Source organism: Chloroflexus sp. (assembly GCF_049970315.1).
GTDB lineage: Bacteria > Chloroflexota > Chloroflexia > Chloroflexales > Chloroflexaceae > Chloroflexus.
This window is the reverse complement of record NZ_JBMFNE010000007.1, coordinates 1-20710: the sequence shown is the minus strand read 5'-3', so window position 1 is coordinate 20710 and position 20710 is coordinate 1. Positions and strand designations below refer to the sequence as shown.

At 55.7% G+C, this 20710-nt stretch carries 21 protein-coding genes; 16 read left to right on the top strand and 5 right to left on the bottom strand.

The features are described from left to right. Positions 1–35: 35 nt before the first annotated feature. Positions 36–1385, bottom strand: a complete 1350-nt coding sequence (locus tag ACP5OT_RS06835) for a M20 family metallopeptidase (RefSeq protein WP_428131771.1) — start codon at positions 1383–1385, stop codon at positions 36–38. 249 nt (positions 1386–1634) lie between these two features. On the opposite strand from ACP5OT_RS06835, the gene hrcA reads away from it, so the two are divergent. From hrcA to ACP5OT_RS06785, 10 genes are all read left to right on the top strand, one after another. Beyond that, on the top strand, positions 1635–2765 hold the full coding sequence (gene hrcA / locus ACP5OT_RS06830; RefSeq protein WP_424676662.1) for a heat-inducible transcriptional repressor HrcA: 1131 nt from the start codon (positions 1635–1637) through the stop codon (positions 2763–2765). 28 nt (positions 2766–2793) lie between these two features. Continuing rightward, positions 2794–3402, top strand: a complete 609-nt coding sequence (gene grpE, locus ACP5OT_RS06825) for a nucleotide exchange factor GrpE (protein WP_428131713.1) — start codon at positions 2794–2796, stop codon at positions 3400–3402. Positions 3403–3517: 115 nt separating this feature from the next. Next, the gene (gene dnaK, locus ACP5OT_RS06820; protein WP_424676660.1) at positions 3518–5359 is read left to right on the top strand and encodes a molecular chaperone DnaK; all 1842 of its coding nucleotides are present in this window, start codon (positions 3518–3520) and stop codon (positions 5357–5359) included. Between the two features lie 41 nt (positions 5360–5400). Next, positions 5401–6522, top strand: a complete 1122-nt coding sequence (gene dnaJ / locus ACP5OT_RS06815) for a molecular chaperone DnaJ (RefSeq protein WP_428131711.1) — start codon at positions 5401–5403, stop codon at positions 6520–6522. Positions 6523–6607: 85 nt separating this feature from the next. Further along, positions 6608–7366, top strand: coding sequence for a 23S rRNA (guanosine(2251)-2'-O)-methyltransferase RlmB (gene rlmB, locus ACP5OT_RS06810; protein WP_424676658.1), 759 nt, complete (start codon positions 6608–6610; stop codon positions 7364–7366). Between the two features lie 66 nt (positions 7367–7432). Beyond that, positions 7433–7585 carry a hypothetical protein gene (locus ACP5OT_RS06805; protein WP_424676657.1) on the top strand — a complete coding sequence of 51 codons (153 nt, stop codon included), beginning with the start codon at positions 7433–7435 and terminating at the stop codon, positions 7583–7585. Between the two features lie 13 nt (positions 7586–7598). Continuing rightward, on the top strand, positions 7599–8249 hold the full coding sequence (locus ACP5OT_RS06800; protein ID WP_424676656.1) for a GNAT family N-acetyltransferase: 651 nt from the start codon (positions 7599–7601) through the stop codon (positions 8247–8249). 52 nt (positions 8250–8301) lie between these two features. Beyond that, positions 8302–9567 carry a Glu/Leu/Phe/Val family dehydrogenase gene (locus ACP5OT_RS06795; RefSeq protein ID WP_424676669.1) on the top strand — a complete coding sequence of 422 codons (1266 nt, stop codon included), beginning with the start codon at positions 8302–8304 and terminating at the stop codon, positions 9565–9567. A 61-nt stretch (positions 9568–9628) separates the two neighbouring features. Continuing rightward, positions 9629–9997, top strand: a complete 369-nt coding sequence (locus ACP5OT_RS06790; protein WP_424676655.1) for a response regulator — start codon at positions 9629–9631, stop codon at positions 9995–9997. A 25-nt stretch (positions 9998–10022) separates the two neighbouring features. Then, positions 10023–10709: an HAD family hydrolase gene (locus tag ACP5OT_RS06785; RefSeq protein ID WP_424676654.1), complete on the top strand. Its 687-nt coding sequence runs from the start codon at positions 10023–10025 to the stop codon at positions 10707–10709. A 526-nt stretch (positions 10710–11235) separates the two neighbouring features. On the opposite strand, the gene ACP5OT_RS06780 is transcribed toward ACP5OT_RS06785, so the two are convergent. The 4 genes from ACP5OT_RS06780 to ACP5OT_RS06765 all read right to left on the bottom strand — a co-directional run bounded on the left by ACP5OT_RS06780 (position 11236) and on the right by ACP5OT_RS06765 (position 15821). Continuing rightward, positions 11236–11496 (bottom strand): hypothetical protein, encoded by a 261-nt coding sequence (locus ACP5OT_RS06780; protein WP_428131709.1) that lies wholly within the window; start codon positions 11494–11496, stop codon positions 11236–11238. Between the two features lie 458 nt (positions 11497–11954). Then, a complete protein-coding gene (trxB, locus tag ACP5OT_RS06775) occupies positions 11955–12905 on the bottom strand; it encodes a thioredoxin-disulfide reductase (protein ID WP_424676652.1) in 951 nt (316 codons plus the stop codon). Positions 12906–13009: 104 nt separating this feature from the next. Beyond that, positions 13010–14230 (bottom strand): DUF58 domain-containing protein, encoded by a 1221-nt coding sequence (locus ACP5OT_RS06770; RefSeq protein ID WP_424676651.1) that lies wholly within the window; start codon positions 14228–14230, stop codon positions 13010–13012. 19 nt (positions 14231–14249) lie between these two features. After that, complete coding sequence (locus ACP5OT_RS06765) at positions 14250–15821, bottom strand: ATP-binding protein (protein WP_424676668.1); 1572 nt, start codon at positions 15819–15821, stop codon at positions 14250–14252. Positions 15822–16211: 390 nt separating this feature from the next. Here ACP5OT_RS06765 and ACP5OT_RS06760 point away from each other — a divergent pair, with 390 nt between their 5' ends. The 6 genes from ACP5OT_RS06760 (at position 16212) to purH (ending at position 20627) form a co-directional block, all read left to right on the top strand. Then, positions 16212–16502, top strand: a complete 291-nt coding sequence (locus ACP5OT_RS06760) for a helix-turn-helix domain-containing protein (RefSeq protein ID WP_015941407.1) — start codon at positions 16212–16214, stop codon at positions 16500–16502. Between the two features lie 88 nt (positions 16503–16590). Then, entirely contained in the window at positions 16591–16956 is a 366-nt protein-coding gene (locus ACP5OT_RS06755; RefSeq protein WP_015941406.1) for a roadblock/LC7 domain-containing protein, read from the top strand. Positions 16957–17028: 72 nt separating this feature from the next. After that, positions 17029–17523, top strand: coding sequence for a roadblock/LC7 domain-containing protein (locus ACP5OT_RS06750; RefSeq protein WP_015941405.1), 495 nt, complete (start codon positions 17029–17031; stop codon positions 17521–17523). A gap of 66 nt (positions 17524–17589) precedes the next feature. Beyond that, positions 17590–18177: a GTP-binding protein gene (locus ACP5OT_RS06745; protein WP_424676650.1), complete on the top strand. Its 588-nt coding sequence runs from the start codon at positions 17590–17592 to the stop codon at positions 18175–18177. A gap of 37 nt (positions 18178–18214) precedes the next feature. Continuing rightward, on the top strand, positions 18215–19015 hold the full coding sequence (locus ACP5OT_RS06740) for a DUF4388 domain-containing protein (RefSeq protein WP_424676649.1): 801 nt from the start codon (positions 18215–18217) through the stop codon (positions 19013–19015). 94 nt (positions 19016–19109) lie between these two features. Beyond that, entirely contained in the window at positions 19110–20627 is a 1518-nt protein-coding gene (gene purH / locus ACP5OT_RS06735) for a bifunctional phosphoribosylaminoimidazolecarboxamide formyltransferase/IMP cyclohydrolase (protein ID WP_424676648.1), read from the top strand. Positions 20628–20710 lie beyond the last annotated feature (83 nt).

Below are 20710 nucleotides of genomic sequence, written 5' to 3'. Positions count from 1 at the left end.
CGACGAGCGGGGGTGTCCTTCACCACTCGAAGACATCAGCTCGCAAAATGCTTGATCAAACTTCCCATCCAGCGCATTGCGCGCTCATAGTCGGCCAACCGGATATGCTCGTTTGGCGAATGCACCCGCGAACCGTGATAACCACAACCGGCTCCGCTCGCCACCGGCGTCCCCAACGCTGTACAGAGTGGGTACATCGGACCGGTACCGGCCATCGTTGGGTAGAGGATCGGTTCGCAACCATACACGTCACGTGCCGACGCTACCGCCGCCTGGACAATCGCCGCATCGAGTGGACTACGCGCCGGATGTTCACCACCCAAATCAATAATTTCGATGTCACTGAAGCCTTCCGCATCGAGATGACGGCGTAACTGGTGCAATACCTCGGCTGGGTCCATATCGGGTACGAGACGAAAATCAAGCTTGGCCCGTGCTTCGCTCGGCAAAACTGTCTTGCTACCTTCACCGGTATACCCACTGACCAAACCACAGATCGTGCAGGTCGGTTCAAAGAGATGCCGACGCAGACGTTCGATCCCACGCACATTATCCAGGAACGCTGTAAGGCCGAAATCGGCTAACAACGTCTCATCATCACCGGCCGGAATAGTTGCGAGTGCCGCCATATCGGTAGCCGACGGCGGTTGTACCCGGTCGTAGAAACCGGGGATGCGGATCCGGCCATCAGGCCCTTTGAGGGTATTCAAGGCCCACGTCAAACGCCATGCCGGATTAGGGACAAAAGTCGCATACGAGGAATGCAAATCGTAGCTTGCCCCTCGTGCCACCAACTCCACGTACTGAATTCCCTTCGCCCCGCAGGTAACAACCGGGCGTTCGCTCAGATCGACCCCGCCCGTCTCCCATAAGCAACCATCGGCCCGGAACAGATCGGCATACGTGCGACACACCGCCGGCAACGTCTTCGAGCTAACCTCTTCTTCACCCTCCACCACAAAAACAATCCGGATCGGTAACGCCCCTTCGGTCGCCAGCCACGCCTCAACTGCTTGAATACGCAGCATCAAATTCCCTTTGTTGTCGGCTACCCCACGCCCGTAAAGCTTCCCGTCACGCTCGGTCAACTCAAACGGCGGTGTGTACCATAGTTCGAGAGGCTCGGCCGGCTGCACATCGTAATGGTCGTAGATCAATAATGTGCGTGGCCCATTGCCAATTGTCGCGTAGACCAGCGGATTACCACCATCAGCGCTGAGCAAGCGGGTTTCAGCACCAAGACGGCGCAAGCGTTGCTCGACAAATGTCGCCGTTTCGGTAATCTCCCGATTCTGCGCCGATACCGAAGGTAAACGTACAAGCTCCGCCAGCTCGGCACGAAACCGCGCCTGGTGTTCGACAATATAGGCGGCAAAACGTTCCATTACCATAACCCTACCACTCCATCTGTTTATGCGATTGAGCACTTCATTATATAACGCAAGTCTCACGTTATACAAAAGTGACACCTTTCACACGTTCACACACATCGTTGTCCCCTCGTGACAACTGCATTAACTTGTGGTATACTCTGTATCGGCGTGCATCAGATGCACGCCAACCTTTTACATTACAAGCCTTAGCACTCTCGCCTCACGAGTGCTAATCATCAACCAGTGAGGCAGGATACAGCGATGAGCGGACCGCTGACCGAACGCCGGCAGACAATACTCAAGCTGGTTATTCAGGAGTTTGTCGACACAGCCACACCGGTTGCTTCCGAAACGTTGGTGCGCAAATACCGCCTCCCCGTTTCACCGGCAACGGTACGGAACGACATGGCTGCCCTTGAGGAGCTAGGCTTTCTTACCCATCCCCACACATCGGGCGGTCGCATCCCAACCGATGCCGGGTATCGCTTCTTTGTCGAAAACCTGATGGAGCGCACATCGCTGTCGCCTACCGAGCAGCGCATGATCCGTCATCAGTTCTATCAGGTGCGCGGCGAACTCGATCAATGGGTACAGTTGGCTTGTGCGGTGCTTGCCCGCACGGCCCACAATGCGTCGGTTGCCACCGCGCCACGTGCTGAACAACTGCGCTTCAAAAGCCTTGAGTTGATCTCGATTCACGAGACAATGGCCCTGGCCGTGATCGTGTTCCACGGCGGTATCGTCAAACAGCAAACGCTCGCGGTGGAACCATGGCGCACACCAGAAGACCTCCGTCGAGCAGCCGGTTTGGTGAGTGATCTGCTTGCCGATGCCACCCTCACCCGCGTCGAGGAGTTGGCTACAGCCGCGACGTTCAACGGTATCCCGCTCAGCGATTTTGAACGCGGCTTGGTCGATCTCATCGTGCGGGCGATGATCGCGTTCGAGGAGCAGGAGCAAGAACAGATCTATTCTGATGGCTTGCTCGAAATGCTTAGCCAGCCGGAATTTTCGCCTGCGAGCGGGCGTGATGACGCCGAACGAGTGATCGAACGGATGCGTCGCACCCTTGAGATCCTGAAGAGCGGACGCGGTCTTGGTCCGCTCATCCCGCAAGCGCTGGCTTCCGGCGGCGTCCAGGTGATCATCGGTGGTGAGCACGGTGAAGATACAATGCGAGATTATAGCGTGATCCTGGCTCGCTATGGTGTCGAAGGTGTCATCGCCGGAGTGCTCGGCGTGATCGGCCCGACCCGTATGGCCTATCCACGCTCAATCTCGACGGTGCGCTACATCGCGTCGTTGATGAATAATTTATTGGCCGAACTCTACAATGTTCAAGCACGTCCCTCGGAGGTAACACCTGCATACGAGGATGAACAACGTGCCTGATACATAGTATTGGTTTGATGAGGAACCTATGGTAAACCAAGAAGACGTAAAACCTGAAATGAATGTGGAGCAGACCACAGCAGCTCCTGCCGAGTCGGCAACTGCTGGCGATCAAGCGATTGCCACCGATGCTGCGCCAACTACGACCGACACACCGACCGATCCGGCAGCGGTGATCGCCGATCTGCAACAGCGCTTGGCCCGAGCCGAAGCGCAAGCCGCTGAGTATAAAGATCAGTGGATGCGCGCTGTAGCCGATTATCGCAATTTCAAACGTCGTACTGAAACCGAGCGGGCCGAATTGATCCGCAATGCCGGTGCGGCGATTATTCTCAAACTGCTTCCGGTACTCGATGATTTCGAGCGGGCCATCGCTAACGTGCCGCCTGAGATTGCCGAAACACCGTGGTGGCAGGGAACGCAACTTATCGCACATAAGTTGCGTACTATGCTTGAAAGTGAGGGTGTGAAGCCGATCGAGGCGCTGGGGCAAGATTTTGACCCCAATCTGCACGAGGCAGTGATCTATGAAGATGCGGAAGGGCAGGAGGGTAAGGTCATCGCTGAATTACAGCGCGGTTATCTCCTGCACGACCGTGTCATTCGACCGAGTATGGTCAAGGTTGGCCGTGGGTAAAATCATACATCGCTTTATATCGCGAGTGAGCAAACGAGCGACTCGACGGCCTACTGCCGAGAACTGTGTGTGATACTATCTTGGAATCCGATAGGATACAGAAGGTCTTATTCTCATGCCGAAAGTTATCGGAATCGATCTTGGCACAACCAACTCGGTTGTGGCAGTCGTTGAAGGCGGTGATGTCGTCGTTATTCCCAATGCCGAAGGATCGCGGTTGACCCCTTCGGTCGTTGCAATTACCAAATCAGGCGAACGAGTCGTTGGTCAAGTTGCACGCCGACAGGCCATTACCAACCCGGAAAATACTATCTTCTCGGTCAAACGGTTCATTGGCCGTAAGTTCAATGAGCCGTCGGTCCAACGCGACAAGGAACTGGTGCCGTATCAACTGACCGCTGCACCCAACGGTGATGTGCGCGTGCTGATGGCCGGCCGCGAGTACGCCCCACCGGAGATTTCGGCGATGGTGCTGCAAAAGCTCAAAGCCGATGCTGAGGCATATCTCGGCGAGCCAGTAACGCAGGCGGTGATTACCGTACCAGCCTATTTCAACGATAGCCAACGCCAAGCGACGAAAGATGCCGGCAAGATCGCCGGTCTTGAAGTGCTGCGGATCGTGAATGAACCAACCGCCAGTGCGCTGGCTTACGGTCTCGATAAGAAAGGCAAAGATGAACTGGTCGTCGTCTACGATATGGGTGGTGGTACCTTCGACGTCAGTATCCTCGAGCTGAGTGAGGGTGTGGTCGAAGTAAAGGCCACCAGCGGTGATACCCATCTCGGTGGTGATGATTTTGACCAGCGGATTATCGATTGGCTGGCCGATGAGTTTCAGCGGGAAAACGGGATCGATCTGCGCACTGACCGGGTTGCTCTCCAACGCCTGAAAGAGGCAGCGGAAAAGGCAAAAATGGAACTCAGTACGTTGATGCAGACCGAGATTAGCTTGCCGTTCATCACCGCCGACTCGAGTGGGCCAAAACATCTGAGTGTGACCCTCACCCGTGCCCGCCTTGAACAACTCTGTGCCGACCTGATCGAACGAAGCATGGGACCGGTGCGGCAAGCACTCCGCGACGCCGGGTTGCAACCCCATCAAATCGATGAAATTATTTTGGTCGGTGGTCAGACCCGTATGCCGGCGATTCAAGCTGCGGTGCGTAATTTCTTCGGTAAAGAACCGAACCGCAGCGTCAATCCTGATGAGGTGGTGGCAATTGGTGCAGCCATTCAAGCCGGCGTCCTTGGCGGTGAAGTGAAGGATGTCTTACTGCTCGATGTGACGCCACTGACCCTTGGCATCGAGACCCTCGGTGGCGTGATGACGCCGATTATCGAGCGGAATACGACTATTCCGACCCGCAAGAGCCAAATCTTCTCGACCGCCAGCGATAACCAGAGCAGCGTCGAGATTCACGTCTTGCAGGGAGAACGAGCAGAAGCACAGTATAACAAGAGCCTTGGCCGCTTTGAACTGTCAGGGATTCCACCCGCACCGCGCGGTGTCCCACAAATCGAAGTGACGTTCGACATCGATGCCAATGGAATTGTGAACGTGAGCGCCCGTGATAAGGCTACCGGCAAAGAGCAGCGCATCACGATTACGGCCTCGTCGGGTTTATCACCGGAAGAGATCGAACAGATGGTGCGCGATGCTGAACTGCACGCCGAAGAAGATCGCCGACGGCGTGAACTGGTGGCAGCTCGGAATCAGGCTGATAGCACCCTGTATGCAGCCGAAAAGGCACTGCGTGAAGCTGGTGAGAATCTCGATCCGACCGTGCGGAGTACCGTCGAAGAGAAGATGATCGCGCTCCGTAGCGTCTTGGCCGATGATGATGAACAGGCGATTCGTAATCGGATCGCCGAGCTGGCAGTAGCATTACAGCATATCACCACAACGGAAACAAACAACGCTGCCGGCACGGTGACAGGTGAACAGGTAGAAAACTAAGGGCTGGCGGTGGCCGGCAGCGCACGTAACGAGGAAACCGTATGACGACGGGTGCCAAACGTGATTACTACGAAGTTCTCGGGGTGAGTCGCAGCGCGACGCCCGACGAAATCAAGAAAGCGTTTCGCCGGCTGGCCCGCCAGTATCACCCCGATGTGAATAAATCGCCCGATGCTGAGGCGAAGTTTAAAGAGATTAACGAAGCCTACGAAGTCCTCTCTGATGAACAAAAGCGGGCGATGTACGACCGCTTTGGTCACAATCCGCCCGGTTTTGGTGGAGTGGGTGCCGATCCATTCAGCGGCGTCGATCCCTTTAGCTCGATCTTTGATGCGTTCTTCGGTGCTGCCGGTGTAGGCCGGAGTACACGTGGCCCAATGCGCGGTGCCGATCTGCGCTATACATTGCACCTGACGTTTGAAGAAGCGGTCTTCGGAACGGAAAAGGAGATAGAATTCCGCCGCCTCGAAACCTGCCCGGCCTGTCGTGGTTCTGGTGCCGAACCGGGCACCGAGCCGACGCGCTGTCCACGTTGTGGCGGTACCGGTGAGATTCGCCAGCGTGCCCCTATCTTTAATATGGTGACTGTCACGACTTGCGATGTGTGTGGTGGGACCGGGTACGTCATCCCTATTCCCTGCCGCGAATGTCGTGGCGAAGGCCGTGTGCGCCAGACCCGTCGGATTACCGTGCGGGTACCCGCAGGAGTCGATGGTTCGCAGCAGATTCGGATTAGTGGTGAGGGTGAAGCCGGACCACGCGGGGGACCACCTGGTAATCTCTATGTGGCGCTCGATATTCAGCCGCACCCGATCTTTGAGCGCGAAGGGAATGACATTATTCTCAACCTGACTATCAATGTCGCCCAAGCGGCCCTCGGCGGTGAGGTGAGTGTACCGACCCTCGAAGGGACGGAGCGACTGCGACTGCCTCCCGGTACCCAGCACGGTCAAACGTTCCGTCTCCACGGGAAAGGAGTACCCTACCTGCGTCAACAAGGTCGTGGCGACCAGATTGTGGTGATCCGTGTTGAGGTACCAACTAAGCTGACCGATCAACAACGCCGTTTGTTCCAAGAATTGGCCCAAACCTTCTCATCCCACGATCACGACCACGGCGATAAGGGGTTGTTCGGTCATATTAAAGATGCACTCGGGTTGTAAAAAAGTACACGCCCACAACTGATGGGTAATTGCCAGAGTATCAAGGGTACACGTGGTGTCTGACTGAATGATGAGTGAGTAATCCATGACCTCCGAGTTGCTCTATGGGCGCAACGCGGTACGCGAGGCTCTCCGCGCTCGACGTCGCATGTTGCGCCGTTTAGTTGTTTCACGTAGTGTCCAGGAAAGTGGTGTCATCGCCGACATTATCCGGCTCGCCGAACAGGCCGGTGTTCCCATCGAACGAATCGAACGGCAGATACTCGACCGCCAGTTGCGCGAAGCAAATCATCAGGGCGTCATGCTCGAAACCGGTCCCTACCCCTACGTTGAACTCGATGAATGTCTCAGCCTTGCTAACGCCCGCCGCGAAGCAGCCCTCTTATTGTTGCTTGATCATCTGCAAGACCCGCAGAATCTTGGTACCCTTCTGCGCACCGCTGAAGCGGTTGGCTGTCACGGAATCGTCATTCCGGGTCGGCGGGCCGCCGAAATTACGCCAGCAGTGGTGAATGCCAGCAGTGGTGCGGTTGAACATCTCCGCATTGCTATAGTGACTAACCTATCGCAGACCATCGAGGAGTTGCAACGCAACGGGATTTGGGTTGTTGGTCTTGAGCAAGATGAAGCAGCACAAGATATAGACGCGGTTGATCTTGATCTCCCACTTGGGCTCGTCATTGGTGCCGAAGGCACCGGTATGTCTCGCTTAGTACGCGAACGGTGCGATTTTTTGGTGCGCTTACCGATTGTTGGACAAATCGGTTCGCTCAATGCGGCTGTCGCCGGTAGTATTGCCATTTATCATGCCTGGCGCCAACGTTACCGACGACATGCCGAATAACCGGCTTGAAAGTCTGCCTCGCCTACGCTAGAATACGGTGCGATCAGGCTATAAGGAGGATACTCCATGCGCTGGATACCTTTGTTTGCACTGCTCACAGCGTTGGGATACATTATCTTTTTACAGCGAAAGCTCGCTGCTGCCGAACGACGTGGCAACATGTATCGCGATATTGCCAACCGCCTCGAATTACGACTGGCCGAACTCAACGCTCACTAGACCAGCGTAGTGTATGTATGCCGTTGTCACTTCGCCTATAGGCGCGTCAGCCGATGATGTGCTCATTCGTCCGGCGCGTCTTAGTGATATTGATGCCATCGTGGCCCTTCACCGCGATGCCTTTGCCGATACGTTCGGTGCTGCATTTGGTCCACGTGACCGCGAGCGGGGCGCACAGGCACTGGCTACCGGCTGGCGACGCCAAGGTCCGTCGGCGTTGCAAGGGATGCTGGTGGCCGAATATGCCGGTCAGTTGATCGGTACCACGAGTTTGCGTACTCGTGATATGATGGGGCCGAGCGGCGGATTCGCCGAGTCGGCTTTTTTTGAAACGTTGGGACTGTGGGGAGCACTTCGTTCGCTCTTTGCCCTATCACTGCTCGATCACCAAATCGAACCAGGCGAAGGCTTCATCGCCGATGTCGCCGTCGCACCGGAGTGGCGCCGACGCGGAGTAGCCCGTGCATTATTGCGCCAGGCCGAGCATGATGCGCGCGCTCGCGCCCTCACGTATCTTGGTTTGTATGTACGTGAGACGAATCACGGCGCGCAGATGTTGTACGAACGGATTGGGTTTCACGCTCTGTATGTTCGCCGTTCACTCCTCGGACGGCTGTTCTTCGGTCAGGATGGCTGGATCTATATGCGCAAAGAGCTTACCTGATCGAATCATAGGAATAGGATTCATGCAAACCATCAATGAAGAGGAAAAGACAATGACGTCTCACCAGATTAATCCGTTTCACGTCGCTCAACAACAGTTCGATCAGGCAGCCGAAATGTTGCACCTACCCGATGATATTCGGGCTATTCTGCGCGTACCGCAGCGTGAGCTGACGGTAAACTTCCCCGTTCAGATGGACGATAGTTCGACTCGTGTCTTCACCGGCTATCGTGTCCAGCACAACCTGAGCCGTGGGCCGGTCAAGGGAGGGATCCGCTACCATCCGAGCGTCGATATTGATGAAGTACGCGCACTGGCAATGTGGATGACATGGAAATGCGCGCTAGTCAATATTCCCTATGGTGGTGCGAAAGGTGGTGTGATTGTCGACCCCAAACAGCTCTCGCTCGGCGAATTGGAACGTTTAACCCGTCGCTTTGCGACTGAGATCAGCATCTTGCTCGGCCCCGAAAAAGATATTCCCGCGCCCGATGTCGGTACGAATGCGCAAACGATGGCCTGGATCATGGATACCATCTCGATGCACCGTGGCTATACCGTGCCGGCAGTGATCACCGGCAAGCCGGTGAATGTCGGTGGTTCGCTCGGACGGGTTGAAGCGACCGGGCGCGGTGTGATGCTGATGGTACGCGAGATGGCACGTAAGCTGGGGTGGCCGTTGTCCGATCTGCGGATTGTCGTGCAAGGCTTTGGGAACGTCGGCGGCACGGCTGCGCACTTGCTCCATCAACTCGGCTGTAAGGTGATCGGTGTGTCCGATGCCTCCGGTGGTTACTACTGCGCTCACGGTCTCGATATTCCGGCAATGCGCCAGTACGCCGACCGACATCCGTACCGCTTGCTCGAAGGGTATCGTGCGCCCGGTGTTGAACCAATCGGCGGCGACGAGTTGCTCGAACTCGCCTGTGATGTGCTCATTCCGGCAGCACTCGAAAACCAACTCACCGGCGCTAATGCCGACCGCATCCAGGCTAAACTGATCGTTGAAGGGGCTAACGGTCCGACGACACCCGAAGCTGATGCCATCCTCGGCGAGCGTGGCATTCCGATTGTCCCTGATATTCTCGCCAACGCCGGTGGGGTGATTGTTTCGTACTTTGAGTGGGTGCAGGGCTTACAAGAATTTTTCTGGGATGAGCAAGATATTAACGAGAAGCTGGAACGGATTATCGTCGGCGCGTTCCAGCAAGTGAATGCGATGGCCGAACAGCGCCACATCCCGTTACGCCTTGCCGCCTATCTGCTTGCCGTGCAACGGGTTGCCGATGCAAATACGACCCGTGGGGTGTATCCGTGATAGGCAGCCGATCCTCTCGCCGATGGTAATGCGTTGAGGCTCAGGCTGCGCAGGAGCGCTTATGCAGATCGTGCTGGTTGAGGATAATCTGCTCATGCAACAGCTCTTTACGATCTTCCTCCGCGGACATGGGTTCGATGTGACCGTCGCCGCTACCGGAGCTGCGGCTCTGACCGTACCCATCTCACTCCCAACCCTCTTCCTCATCGATCTGCGTCTGCCCGATTGCAATGGCTTTGAGCTGCTCAAACAGTTACGTGCTCGGCCTGAACTGCGCCATTGCCCGGCTATTGCTCTGAGTGGATTGGGCGAAAGTGACCGGCAGAAAGCCTTCGCTGCCGGCTTCAACCGCTTCTTGACGAAACCGACCGATCTTGATGAGTTGTTGCTTACCATTACTGAGTTGTTAGGTGGCGTATCTCAACGCTAGGTACACCACCCCAACGGGAGTTGCGATGAAGCGTCTAGTCTTGTGGGATGTGGATGGGACTCTGCTCTCGACCGACGGGATTGCCGCAAATGCAATGCGAACGGCGCTCCGCCGGTTGGTTGGGCCAGAGGTTCAGATCGAGCGCACATCATACGCCGGTAAAACCGACTGGCAAATTGTACGTGAGAGCTTACCCTCAATTGATGAAGAAGCCATCAATAGTCAATTACGCGAATTTATTGCGCTCTATGTCGCTGAATTAACTACGCAGCGTGAGGCTTTGATCGCGCGCTCGACCGTCTTTGCCGGTGTGGTAGAAGCTTTACAAGGGTTGTCGGACATCGCGTACCAGGTACCGCTAACCGGCAATGTCGCCGCAGCAGCCAAGATCAAGCTCGAATGCACCGGTCTGTTACCGTGGCTCGACATCGAGGCCGGTGCCTATGGCGACGACCATTTTGACCGCCTCGCCTTACCACCAATTGCCGTCGCCCGAGCAACAGCGCGCTACCGGCATACCTTTAACCGTACTGATGTCGTAATCATCGGCGATACCCCCCGAGATATCGCCTGCGGTAAAGCCTTCGGTGCGCGCACGGTCGCTGTCGCCACCGGTCCGTTTTCGCTCACCGATTTGGCGGCTCATCAGCCCGATGCCCTGTTCCCTGATTTGCGCGATACCGATGCTGTCTTGCGTGCAGTATTGGGCTGAATAAACGGAGAAAGGAAGCTAATCGCTCAACTGCTTCCCTGCTATTCTAAATACACGCAATCGCCACGGCAAAGCGGCACATTCCCCCCTCCGGGAGCACCCTCTCCTCCCGGAAGGTCGCCATTGCTGCTCGGACCCACCATGGGGCAGTGTGGTTTCGCTCATGAACGATACCACACGCCGGTCACGTCCAGATTCGCCCCGGCGCAGTGCGCGCCTCGTTCGTTGCCGGCCAAACACCGGCGACTCCGTAGGAGGAGCGATCCGCGAGAATTGGGTGCGTCCCAGCATGGTTCACCGTGGCTTCGCGCTAGTTGTCTCATATCACAACGCCCACGTCGCTCATCGCCCGTGCGCAACGGAAGCGACGATTACGGTTTGTTCGCGCACCTCTCAATCGCCCCGCGTGCATGCCTCGGTGCAGCGACGTGGCGGTGATACCGCGTAGCTTCGCCGCCGAATCAGGACACACTGAGAAGGTACGTTCTACGAGAACGTACTTTCTCCCCGCACCTCAGAACGGTTATCACCCCTTACAATGCACGTGGCCACCGTGCAGTTCTTCCACCAATTGGGCACGTGCCTCAACTACACTCATCTGCGTCGAGGCATAGAGTGATGCGGCCCGCATAATTTCCTTGGCCTGTTCTTTCGGCATCAAACGGACTTGCTCGAGCGTGAGGCCCTGGCTGCGCAGGTATTCGATGATGTAGGCCTGCTCAAGATGCTCGTAGCTCTCACGAGCATGACCAACGAGATCTAGATCGGTGGTGGGCGTCGTTGCCATAGCGCACCTCCTTGTATATGCTGTTATGTATAACTGTAGCATACTGGTACGCTAGTTTCAAGAAAGAGACGCAATCATGTGATGGGATTTTCACTTACACGAAAGTTTCATCCCGTCATCCAGAAATTATCGAGGGTAGGCTTAACCCAACCCTCACGCTGCCTAGTGCAAACACCGATCTCACAATCACCCAGGCGCGCACCAACTCAGAAGCCGTCTAACACCAACAATACCATCGACAACCACCCGACCGGCTCAGTCGTTCGACGGACAGGTGGTGTATCAAGTGACGGCGTAAGTGAACGGCCATCTTGCGCCGGTGGCCGTCACAAGACCCAAGGGACAACGGTCCTACACATACGTTATCACCTTAGGACATTTACCTCACTGAGGTCAACCGGCCGATTCATCGTCAAATCGACCGACTACGACGGTGATCCTGAACGCCTGTCTTACCCTTATGCGGTAGCCGTCGCCTTCGCGCGTGCGTGCTCCTGTTCAGCAAGATACCACGTCGCCTCCATTGCTGCACGGCAACCATCACCGGCAGCAGTCACCGCTTGCCGATAAATGTGATCGGCCACATCACCGGCGGCAAAGATACCGGGGATGTTAGTACGGGTACGACCATCGGTAACGATATAACCACCTTCATCGAGATCAAGAATACCACGGAAAAGCTCGGTGTTGGGAACGTGGCCGATATATGGAAAGACACCATCAGTCGGTAGCTCGCTCAGCTCACCGGTCTTCAAATTACGCAGCGTTACCGACTCAACCTTGTCTTTACCGTTGATCGCCACTACCGTTGAGTTCCAGATAAAGCGAACCTTAGGATTGTTAAATGCCCGCTCTTGCAACACCGGATCAGCACGTAGTGTGTCACGGCGATGGACAATCACCAACTCATCGACATAGCGGGTCAGGAAGAGACCTTCATCGAGCGCACTATTACCACCGCCAACCACGACGACCTTCTTACCGCGGAAGAAGAAACCGTCGCATGTTGCACAATAGCTTACCCCACGGTTCGCCAGCTCAGCTTCACCGGGAACCCCCAGCTTACGCGGCGAAGCGCCGGTGCTGATAATAATCGCATCGGCAGTCACAATCTGCCCGCCGTCGGTATGAATAATAAAGGGTCGCTGATCGACGACAACCTTCGTTGCCATAGAATCGAGATACTGCGTACCAAAACGAGCTGCCTGCTTCTCCATTGCCTCGGCCAGCTCGAAGCCACCGATGCCCTCGGGGAAGCCGGGGTAGTTCTCAACTTCACTCGTGGTAGCAATGAGACCGCCCGGTTGCAGACCGCGAATGACGAGTGGCTCGAGATTCGCCCGTGCCGCATAGAGTGCTGCTGTCAGACCGGCCGGACCCGATCCGATAATAACAACTTTGTGATGCATATCACCTGTCTCCTTAAGCGATACATAGCCGTCGGCGCAACAATGTCGCGTCGCTCACAGCCGAAAGTATACCACGTTGCCTCAAGAGCTGTCTGTAATCTAGATTACCCCCCGGAGGTATGGGGAGATGGATCATGCTCTACGTGCTGCTGTTGGCGCATCGGTAACCAGTAGGTATTGACACCGGGGACAGCAGGTGCAGCCGTCGCACCACAGAAGACCCAGACCACACGGAACCCCAATTCATGCAAGCGTAACAACGCGGCCCGAATCGAATCAGATGCAACGGCACCGATCAACACAATAGTAGCGCCGGGATGCAGCTCGGGAGTTATCAGGCGTAGCAGCCGTGTGCCGGGCACAACGGAATAGGCCGTCAGTCGAGCCAATGTCTCCATGATCTGAGCAAGCTGGTTGGGGCTACGTCCAGGCGGTAACCGCACCAGATGTTCTGCTTCGACGGGTGCTCCGTTGGCATACAAACCAACCGCATGACCGTCAGTGATACTGCTATGCGCCAACGTTGCCGTCACACCGATCATATGCTCGACCAAATCTGGATCGATCCCCTGAAAGTAAAACTCGAAGGTATCGAGATCCAACACCAACGCCACAACGTGCGCCGTCGTCGGTTCGTACACTCGCGTTTGTAGCGTCCCGGTACGCGCAGTTGCCGCCCAATGGACATCCTTCAACGGGTCGGATGGAGCATACTCGCGCACGCCAACAACCCGTAACGGATCACGGAGCAGTGCCGATGCGCGAACCAAGCCGAGCGGATCGCGCGCCGGTAAACCGAGTTCGGCCAAACTGCGCAGCCGTGGATAAACGAGCAGTGTTGCATCGGCGGCAAACGTCATCTCACTACGATAGATCCCAAACGGATCACCACTTTGCGCCTGCGCCGGTCCGAAACGGAACGTACCCCGTCGCTTGCACCGTAACCGATAGCGCCAAACCACCCGCTCGTACCACCGCAACCCTGTACTGCGCCGCAGAAGATTGCTCTGTCGGCTGCCACTAAACATCACCGGCCCATCGAGCACCTGTACACCCGAGGGGATCGTGTCAAAGATCTGAATCTGGGCTAATGGGAGTAGCTTCCGATTGGTCAGGGTGATTGTCAGCGTTACGTCATCATCGGGGAAGGCGCGCGTCTGGCTCAACTCACGGCGGTACGCTACCCGCTGCAACGACCAACGTTGCCACAAACGGGCAGCGCCCATGCTTACCAAGAGCATCACTGTGAACAACGTCAATGCAGCTTGGCGAAAGAGTAAGGCAAGAACGAAGATAGCGAGGAGTGCAGGTATAACAACAGGCATGATGTACTCTATCTCCGTGCTATTCTCCCGGTAACCGACGCCGGCTCAACGGGAGCGTAAACAAGAAACGAGCCCCCCGCCCAACCTGGCTTTCTACCCAAATCCGACCGCCATGGGCCTCGACAATCGCGCGGGTAATATAAAGCCCTAGCCCACTACCGGGCTGATCGCGGCGTAACCGGTTATCAACCCGGTAGAAACGCTCAAAGATCAGATCCTGCTCTTCGGGAGGAATACCGATGCCTTGATCGGCGACGTAAACTATCGCCATTTCACCTTCAGCACGCGCACCAATCCGGATCGTCCCACCGTTGGGGCTATACTTCACTGCATTTTCGATCAGATTCGTAAACACTTGCCGTAACCGCTCGTAATCGGCATAGACCGGGGGCATATCATCAGGAACACGGATCTCGAACTCAATCCGGTCATCAACCTGAGCCGCAAACCGCCGCACAACCTCCTTCACCAGCAATTGGAGCGACACATCACTCCGTTCGAGGCGCAAACCACCGGCAGCGATCCGCGAGACATCGAGTAAATCTTGAATCTGACGGGCTAACCGGTCGGCCTCTTCACCGATCACCTGCAACGCCTCACGGTACTGCTCGATGGTAAACTGCCCATCAGGACGAAGCATCGTCTCGGCAAAGCCTTTGATAATACTCACCGGCGTGCGCAATTCGTGCGAAATCACCGAAATAAAGGTATTCTGGCGCTCCTCTTCAGCCTTCTGCGCCGTAATATCGCGCACATTGGCAATAGCGCTCAACAACATACCAAGTGCATTCCGCTGCGGCGCATAGCGATTTTGGATAAACAACTCACGTCCATCGCGCGTGGTAATGCGTCCCTCAACCACCGGATTAGCGAGTTCGGGATGGCGCTGCAACGGACAATCATTCAAACAGATATTCACCCCCTGCGCATCGCGGATCCCCAACACTTCAGCACAGGGTCGCCCAATCGCCTCGTCCCGTGACCAACCGGTCAGTTGCTCCATCGTATGGTTGAACGTGGTAATGCGCCAGCGGCCATCGATAATCATCACCCCATCCGCCGACTGTTCGATGAGCGCATTCAGATGCTGCTTCTCACGCAAAACACTTTGAAACAACCGTGCATTCCCAACGGCAATCGCCGCTTGGTCGGCGAAATCTTGCAACATCTGCCGATCATCGGCGGAAAAAGCCACATTGAGCGCGGCACGAAAAACGTAAATTACACCGAGTGGCGCTTCACGCACGGTGAGGGGAAGGGCGATCATTTGGCGCAGTGGAATACCGGTATCCAACGATATTTCACGCAACACTTGCGGCCCATAGAGACTGAGATCGGTGATCGGAATTCGCAACAGTGGTGTGAAGGCCGGCCAGCTCTCACGCGGTAATTGAGCCGAGGCGCGAATACGCAACACGCCATCGTCCTCGTCGAACAACGCAATAAAACCAAGCGTCCCGGCGAGTAGTTCGACGGCGTAAGTAATGACCAGATTCAGTACACTACCCAGATCGAGCTGAGCCGTCAGGGCACGACCGATCTGTAACAGGTATTCGCGTTGACGTAAGCGGAGGTCAGTCATCGTTGCCATTGTACCATAGAACGACACACTACTCCCTTTCTCTTCAGGATAACCTTTTACACCGATTCACATAGTTATTCACCGGTGCTGTCAAGGATTACCGCGAGTACTATCGCCTATGTGTTTTATACCCCTCTCAGTGATCCGAAACTCATGCCGCAGCAACCTCACGTGCCGCTATTAACACCCAACTACCGGCCAATTACTATTTACACAACGACTCGACAATACATATGATGCATGATAAAATTGTCACCGATCTGTACAGACGGCCAATAGATATTTCACACCGAACAGAAACGAAGAGTAGCGCTACCCAAGCAATTGCCCTTAGCACAGGGGAGATCGCGCCAACCAAGTGCACAGCAGACACCATCGTCAACGACGAGGAGATCGGCCATGAAGTTGGATCTGAGCGGCAAGCGCGCAAAGAAGCTGATCCGGGAACACAATCTCACGCCCGAAGAGATTCAGCAAATCGTTGCGGCAGCTCGTATTAATCTCGCCACCTTCGATCCGGGCTACCGGGCAAACGTCACCCAAATTGCCGACGAATTGCGCAGAAGCCGCCCAACCATCTACGGCTGGGCCGATCGCGCACTGGCCGCCACCATCGACTCGCTCCGCAGTATTCGGACCGGGCGTCCACCCAAAGAGCGCGAACGCTCGGGCCAAACGGGCGACGCCTAACCCCGCCTTTGGAAACAATGTGGTTGCACGACAGTGTATAATAGGTATCGATGCGTGGTGAAAGACATCCACGCGAGAGCGAGGCAGCATGAGCAGTGAGCTGAAAGAGCTTCTCAACCGATTCCGAATGGTCGAGAGCGTTGAAGCAGCGGCAGTGGTTGCGACCGATGGGTTATTGATCGAAAGTGTCTCACGCGCCGGGGTCGATATTGATGCGATTGGGGCCGTTGCCTCCAATGGGTTGGCAATGGTCGATGCGCTCGGGCGTGAAATAGCCAAAGGTAGCACCGTACAGGCAGTTCTTGAATACGACGAAGGACTGGTGTTGATCGAACCGATCAGCGATGATGCGATGCTCTTACTCTTAACAAATTCGCGTGACGATTTGGGTCTTTTGCGGTTTCTCGCTGCAAAACATCGTGACGAAATGATCGATGCGCTGAGCGCAATCTAACAGTGAGTGTGCTATAATTTTGAAAAGTAACGCATCGATTCCCGCCACTCTCAGACGTGAAGGTAGGTTGCGATGGATCCACAGTTGACAAGTATCATCGTACCCTCAGAAGAGATTGCTCAGATCGAGGAATGTCTCGCCCGCTTGGTCGAAGACACCGGCAGTGACTATGCACTTCTCCTCGATAAGAGTGGTCAGGTTATCTCTTCCAAGGGCGATGGTGACCGCCAAGACATTACGGCTCTCGGTGCATTGATTGCCGGTGTGTTCGCATCCTCGCGCGAAGTTGCGAAGCTGTTGCGCGAACGCGATTTTCGAGCCTCGTTTCAGCAAGGTGTCCGCGAAAATATTTTTATCGCCCTGATCGAAGAACAGTGGATTCTCTGTATTATCTTCAACAAAGGTACCCATATCGGGTTGGTAAAGGTCTTGACCAAGAAGGCTACCGACGAGTTGGCCGCCGTGCTCGAACGAGTGCGCCAGCAACACAAAGCACGCGATGAGGTGCTCGGTTCGGCCTTCCGCACGTCGATGGAAGATACTATCGATCTCCTGTTCCGCGATTAGCCGCATTCCTGCACTGCCGATAGGCCGCGTCGGCGTCTTCGTTCGACCGGCTACGCGAGAGAATCTATGGCTCTGATCAATGTCGCTGCGCGTGAAATACATTGCAAGATCGTCTATTATGGCCCCGGTATGTGCGGTAAGACGACGAACTTGCAGTACATCCACAGCCAGGTGCCGAAAGAGGTTAAGGGCGATCTGCTTTCCATTGCTACCGAAACCGAACGCACCCTTTTCTTCGACTTTCTACCGCTCGATCTCGGTAAAGTGCGTGGGTTTCAGACACGCTTCCACCTTTATACTGTACCGGGGCAAGTGCTCTATGAACGAACCCGCGTGGCGGTGCTGAATGGCGCTGACGGCGTGGTGTTTGTTGCCGATTCACACAAAGCGAAAATGCAGGAAAATATCAATAGCCTGCGTGAGTTGGCCCAGAATATTACGCGCCAAAATAAGCGTTTTGCTGATTTTCCCGTCGTGTTGCAATACAACAAACGTGATTTACCCCCAGATGTGCTGGCCCCGGTAGAGATGATGGATCATTTCTTAGGTGTAAAAAAAATGAATTGGCCGCGCATTGAGGCAATTGCAACGAAAGGTGTTGGTGTATTTGAGACGTTACGTGCTATTAGTCGGGTGGTTATTAGTAAACTGTAGTGTTGGCAGACAAACGGTATGTGAGTGAGGCGCAACTATGGCGCTGGCAGGTGATTTGAGTGAATTCTCACTCACCGATATTATTCAGTTGTTGCAACTTAGTAAGAAGACCGGTGGAGTCGAGATTGATGGCCGGCGTGGCACTCAACGGCTCACCGGGTGGATCTTCTTTCGTGATGGTAAAATCGTCGATGCAAAATTGCCCGGCCTGACACCGCTCGAGGCCGTCTATGCCTTCTTTACTGTGACGAGCGGTCCCTTCCGTTTTCACGAAGGAGTAACGTCGCCCCAAGTCACCATTACGGCTAGCAACGAATCGATTATTATGGAGGGTATTCATCGCCAAGAGACGTGGTCGCAACAACAAGAGACTGCCCCGTCCCTGACGATGGTGCCTCGTCTCGTGCCAAACCCTGCCTCGGGTAGTGTTGAGATTAGCCTTGACGCCGAGGAATGGCGCGTGCTGACGATGATCAACGGAAAACACACGGTTGGGCAAATTGCCCAGCGCAGTGGTATTGGTGAGACGCGAACTCTTGAGATTATTACGAAGTTAATGCAGAGTGGCTTGATCGAACGGCGCGAAGCCGCTGCCGGTGAGTCGTTAGCCCCTGAGTTTGAACAGATCGCTGCCGGCTATCTCGGCACCGGTGCCAATGCCTTGCTCCAAGAGGCGTACCGGATCGCCGGTGTGACCGATCCGTCACGTGCATCGGCTGCCGAAATGCTCGCCGCCGCCGATGCATTTGAAGCAGAGGCCCGTCGCCTGATCGGCGCCGACCGCGCCGGTCAAGCCGCGGCCCAACTCCGTGAGCGTGCCCGTGAGTTACTCGTGTGATCTGTGGTACAATGTCGGCGTGCGACCCTGCCCGTCGCTAGGGGCAGGTTTTTTTTGATTCTGACCGACGATATTGTTTGATGAGGAGCGTGCTGTGCGGGCATTAATCAGCGTTTACGATAAGTCTGGGATTGTTGAGTTCGCACAGGAGTTACATGCACTTGACGTTGAGATTATCTCAACCGGTCAAACCCAGCGTGTCTTACGTGAGGCCGGCATCCCGGCAGTAGCAGTAAGCGACATCACCCATTTTCCTGAAATTCTTGACGGCCGAGTCAAAACCCTGCATCCGGCAATCCATGCCGGTCTCCTGGCTCGCCGCGATGTACCAACCCACCTGGCCGAACTTGCTGCTCATGGTCTCAAACCCATCGATTTGGTTGTTGTGAACCTGTACCCCTTTGCCGCCACGATCAGTCGTCCCGGCGTAACGATGGCCGAGGCCCAAGAGCAGATTGATATTGGTGGTGTTGCCCTGCTACGTGCCGCCGCCAAGAACTTCCCGGCTGTACTCGTGCTGGTTGACCCGGCTGACTACGCAGGGGTACTGGCCGGATTACGCGCCGGGGAGGTACCATTGGCCGAACGGCAGCGGCTAGCAGCAAAGGCCTTTGCCCATACCGCCGAATACGATGCAGCGATCGCAGCCTATTTGCGCACCGATCCCTTCCCTGACGTGTTACCGATGGCATGGCGCAAATACCAATCCTTGCGCTACGGCGAAAATCCCCACCAAGCCGCTGCACTTTACGGCAATTTCGGTGCGTTCTTCCAACAGTTGCACGGCAAAGAGCTAAGCTATAACAATATTTTGGATACGACCGCGGCTCAAGAACTTATCGAAGAGTTTCCTCCCGCTGAGGGAGCAGCAGTGGCGATTATCAAGCATACGAATCCCTGCGGTGTGGCCATCGGTCCCGATCCGCGCAGTGCATGGGAAGCAGCCTTCGCCACCGACCGTGATGCCCCCTTTGGCGGTATCATCGCCGTGAACCGTCCGGTCGATCTTGCCTTTGCTGAAGCGGTAAATGAAATCTTCTCCGAAATTATTATCGCTCCAGAATTCCAACCTGATGCGCTCGAATTACTGCAACGGAAGAAAAATCGCCGCTTACTGCGCAATCTGCAACCGGTCACCCGCACCGGTGAATGGCAGATCCGCAGTGTACCCGGCGGAGTACTCGTCCAAGAAGCCGATCATACGCCGCTAGCAGCCGAAGAATGGCGGGTAGTTACCAAACGCGCTCCTACCGATACCGAAGTAGCCGCCCTCCGGTTTGGGTGGCGCGTCGTCAAACATGTGAAATCCAATGCAATCGTTTATGCAGCGGCTGACCGTACCCTCGGCATTGGTGCCGGTCAGATGAGCCGTGTTGATAGCTCACGACTCGCAGTTTGGAAAGCCCAACAAGCGGGGCTTGATCTACGTGGGAGTATCGTGGCAAGTGATGCCCTGTTCCCTTTTGCCGATGGAGTCGAAACAGCAATTGCCGCCGGAGCAACAGCAATCATTCAGCCCGGTGGTTCGGTCCGTGATGAAGAGGTTATCGCCGCCGCAGATGCCGCCGGAGCCGCGATGGTCTTTACCGGCCACCGCCATTTCCGCCACTAGTAGGTGCGCACGGCAGTGCGCACCCGCACGGCAGTGCGCACCCGCACGGCAGTGCGCACCCGCACGGCAGTGCGCACCCGCAC

Coding starts and splice junctions, on each gene's coding strand:
- ACP5OT_RS06835 (WP_428131771.1), bottom strand. CDS start 1,385: ATGGAACGTTTTGCCGCCTATATTGTCGAACACCAGGCGCGGTTTCGT.
- hrcA (WP_424676662.1), top strand. CDS start 1,635: ATGAGCGGACCGCTGACCGAACGCCGGCAGACAATACTCAAGCTGGTT.
- grpE (WP_428131713.1), top strand. CDS start 2,794: ATGGTAAACCAAGAAGACGTAAAACCTGAAATGAATGTGGAGCAGACC.
- dnaK (WP_424676660.1), top strand. CDS start 3,518: ATGCCGAAAGTTATCGGAATCGATCTTGGCACAACCAACTCGGTTGTG.
- dnaJ (WP_428131711.1), top strand. CDS start 5,401: ATGACGACGGGTGCCAAACGTGATTACTACGAAGTTCTCGGGGTGAGT.
- rlmB (WP_424676658.1), top strand. CDS start 6,608: ATGACCTCCGAGTTGCTCTATGGGCGCAACGCGGTACGCGAGGCTCTC.
- ACP5OT_RS06805 (WP_424676657.1), top strand. CDS start 7,433: ATGCGCTGGATACCTTTGTTTGCACTGCTCACAGCGTTGGGATACATT.
- ACP5OT_RS06800 (WP_424676656.1), top strand. CDS start 7,599: ATGTATGCCGTTGTCACTTCGCCTATAGGCGCGTCAGCCGATGATGTG.
- ACP5OT_RS06795 (WP_424676669.1), top strand. CDS start 8,302: ATGACGTCTCACCAGATTAATCCGTTTCACGTCGCTCAACAACAGTTC.
- ACP5OT_RS06790 (WP_424676655.1), top strand. CDS start 9,629: ATGCAGATCGTGCTGGTTGAGGATAATCTGCTCATGCAACAGCTCTTT.
- ACP5OT_RS06785 (WP_424676654.1), top strand. CDS start 10,023: ATGAAGCGTCTAGTCTTGTGGGATGTGGATGGGACTCTGCTCTCGACC.
- ACP5OT_RS06780 (WP_428131709.1), bottom strand. CDS start 11,496: ATGGCAACGACGCCCACCACCGATCTAGATCTCGTTGGTCATGCTCGT.
- trxB (WP_424676652.1), bottom strand. CDS start 12,905: ATGCATCACAAAGTTGTTATTATCGGATCGGGTCCGGCCGGTCTGACA.
- ACP5OT_RS06770 (WP_424676651.1), bottom strand. CDS start 14,230: ATGCCTGTTGTTATACCTGCACTCCTCGCTATCTTCGTTCTTGCCTTA.
- ACP5OT_RS06765 (WP_424676668.1), bottom strand. CDS start 15,821: ATGGCAACGATGACTGACCTCCGCTTACGTCAACGCGAATACCTGTTA.
- ACP5OT_RS06760 (WP_015941407.1), top strand. CDS start 16,212: ATGAAGTTGGATCTGAGCGGCAAGCGCGCAAAGAAGCTGATCCGGGAA.
- ACP5OT_RS06755 (WP_015941406.1), top strand. CDS start 16,591: ATGAGCAGTGAGCTGAAAGAGCTTCTCAACCGATTCCGAATGGTCGAG.
- ACP5OT_RS06750 (WP_015941405.1), top strand. CDS start 17,029: ATGGATCCACAGTTGACAAGTATCATCGTACCCTCAGAAGAGATTGCT.
- ACP5OT_RS06745 (WP_424676650.1), top strand. CDS start 17,590: ATGGCTCTGATCAATGTCGCTGCGCGTGAAATACATTGCAAGATCGTC.
- ACP5OT_RS06740 (WP_424676649.1), top strand. CDS start 18,215: ATGGCGCTGGCAGGTGATTTGAGTGAATTCTCACTCACCGATATTATT.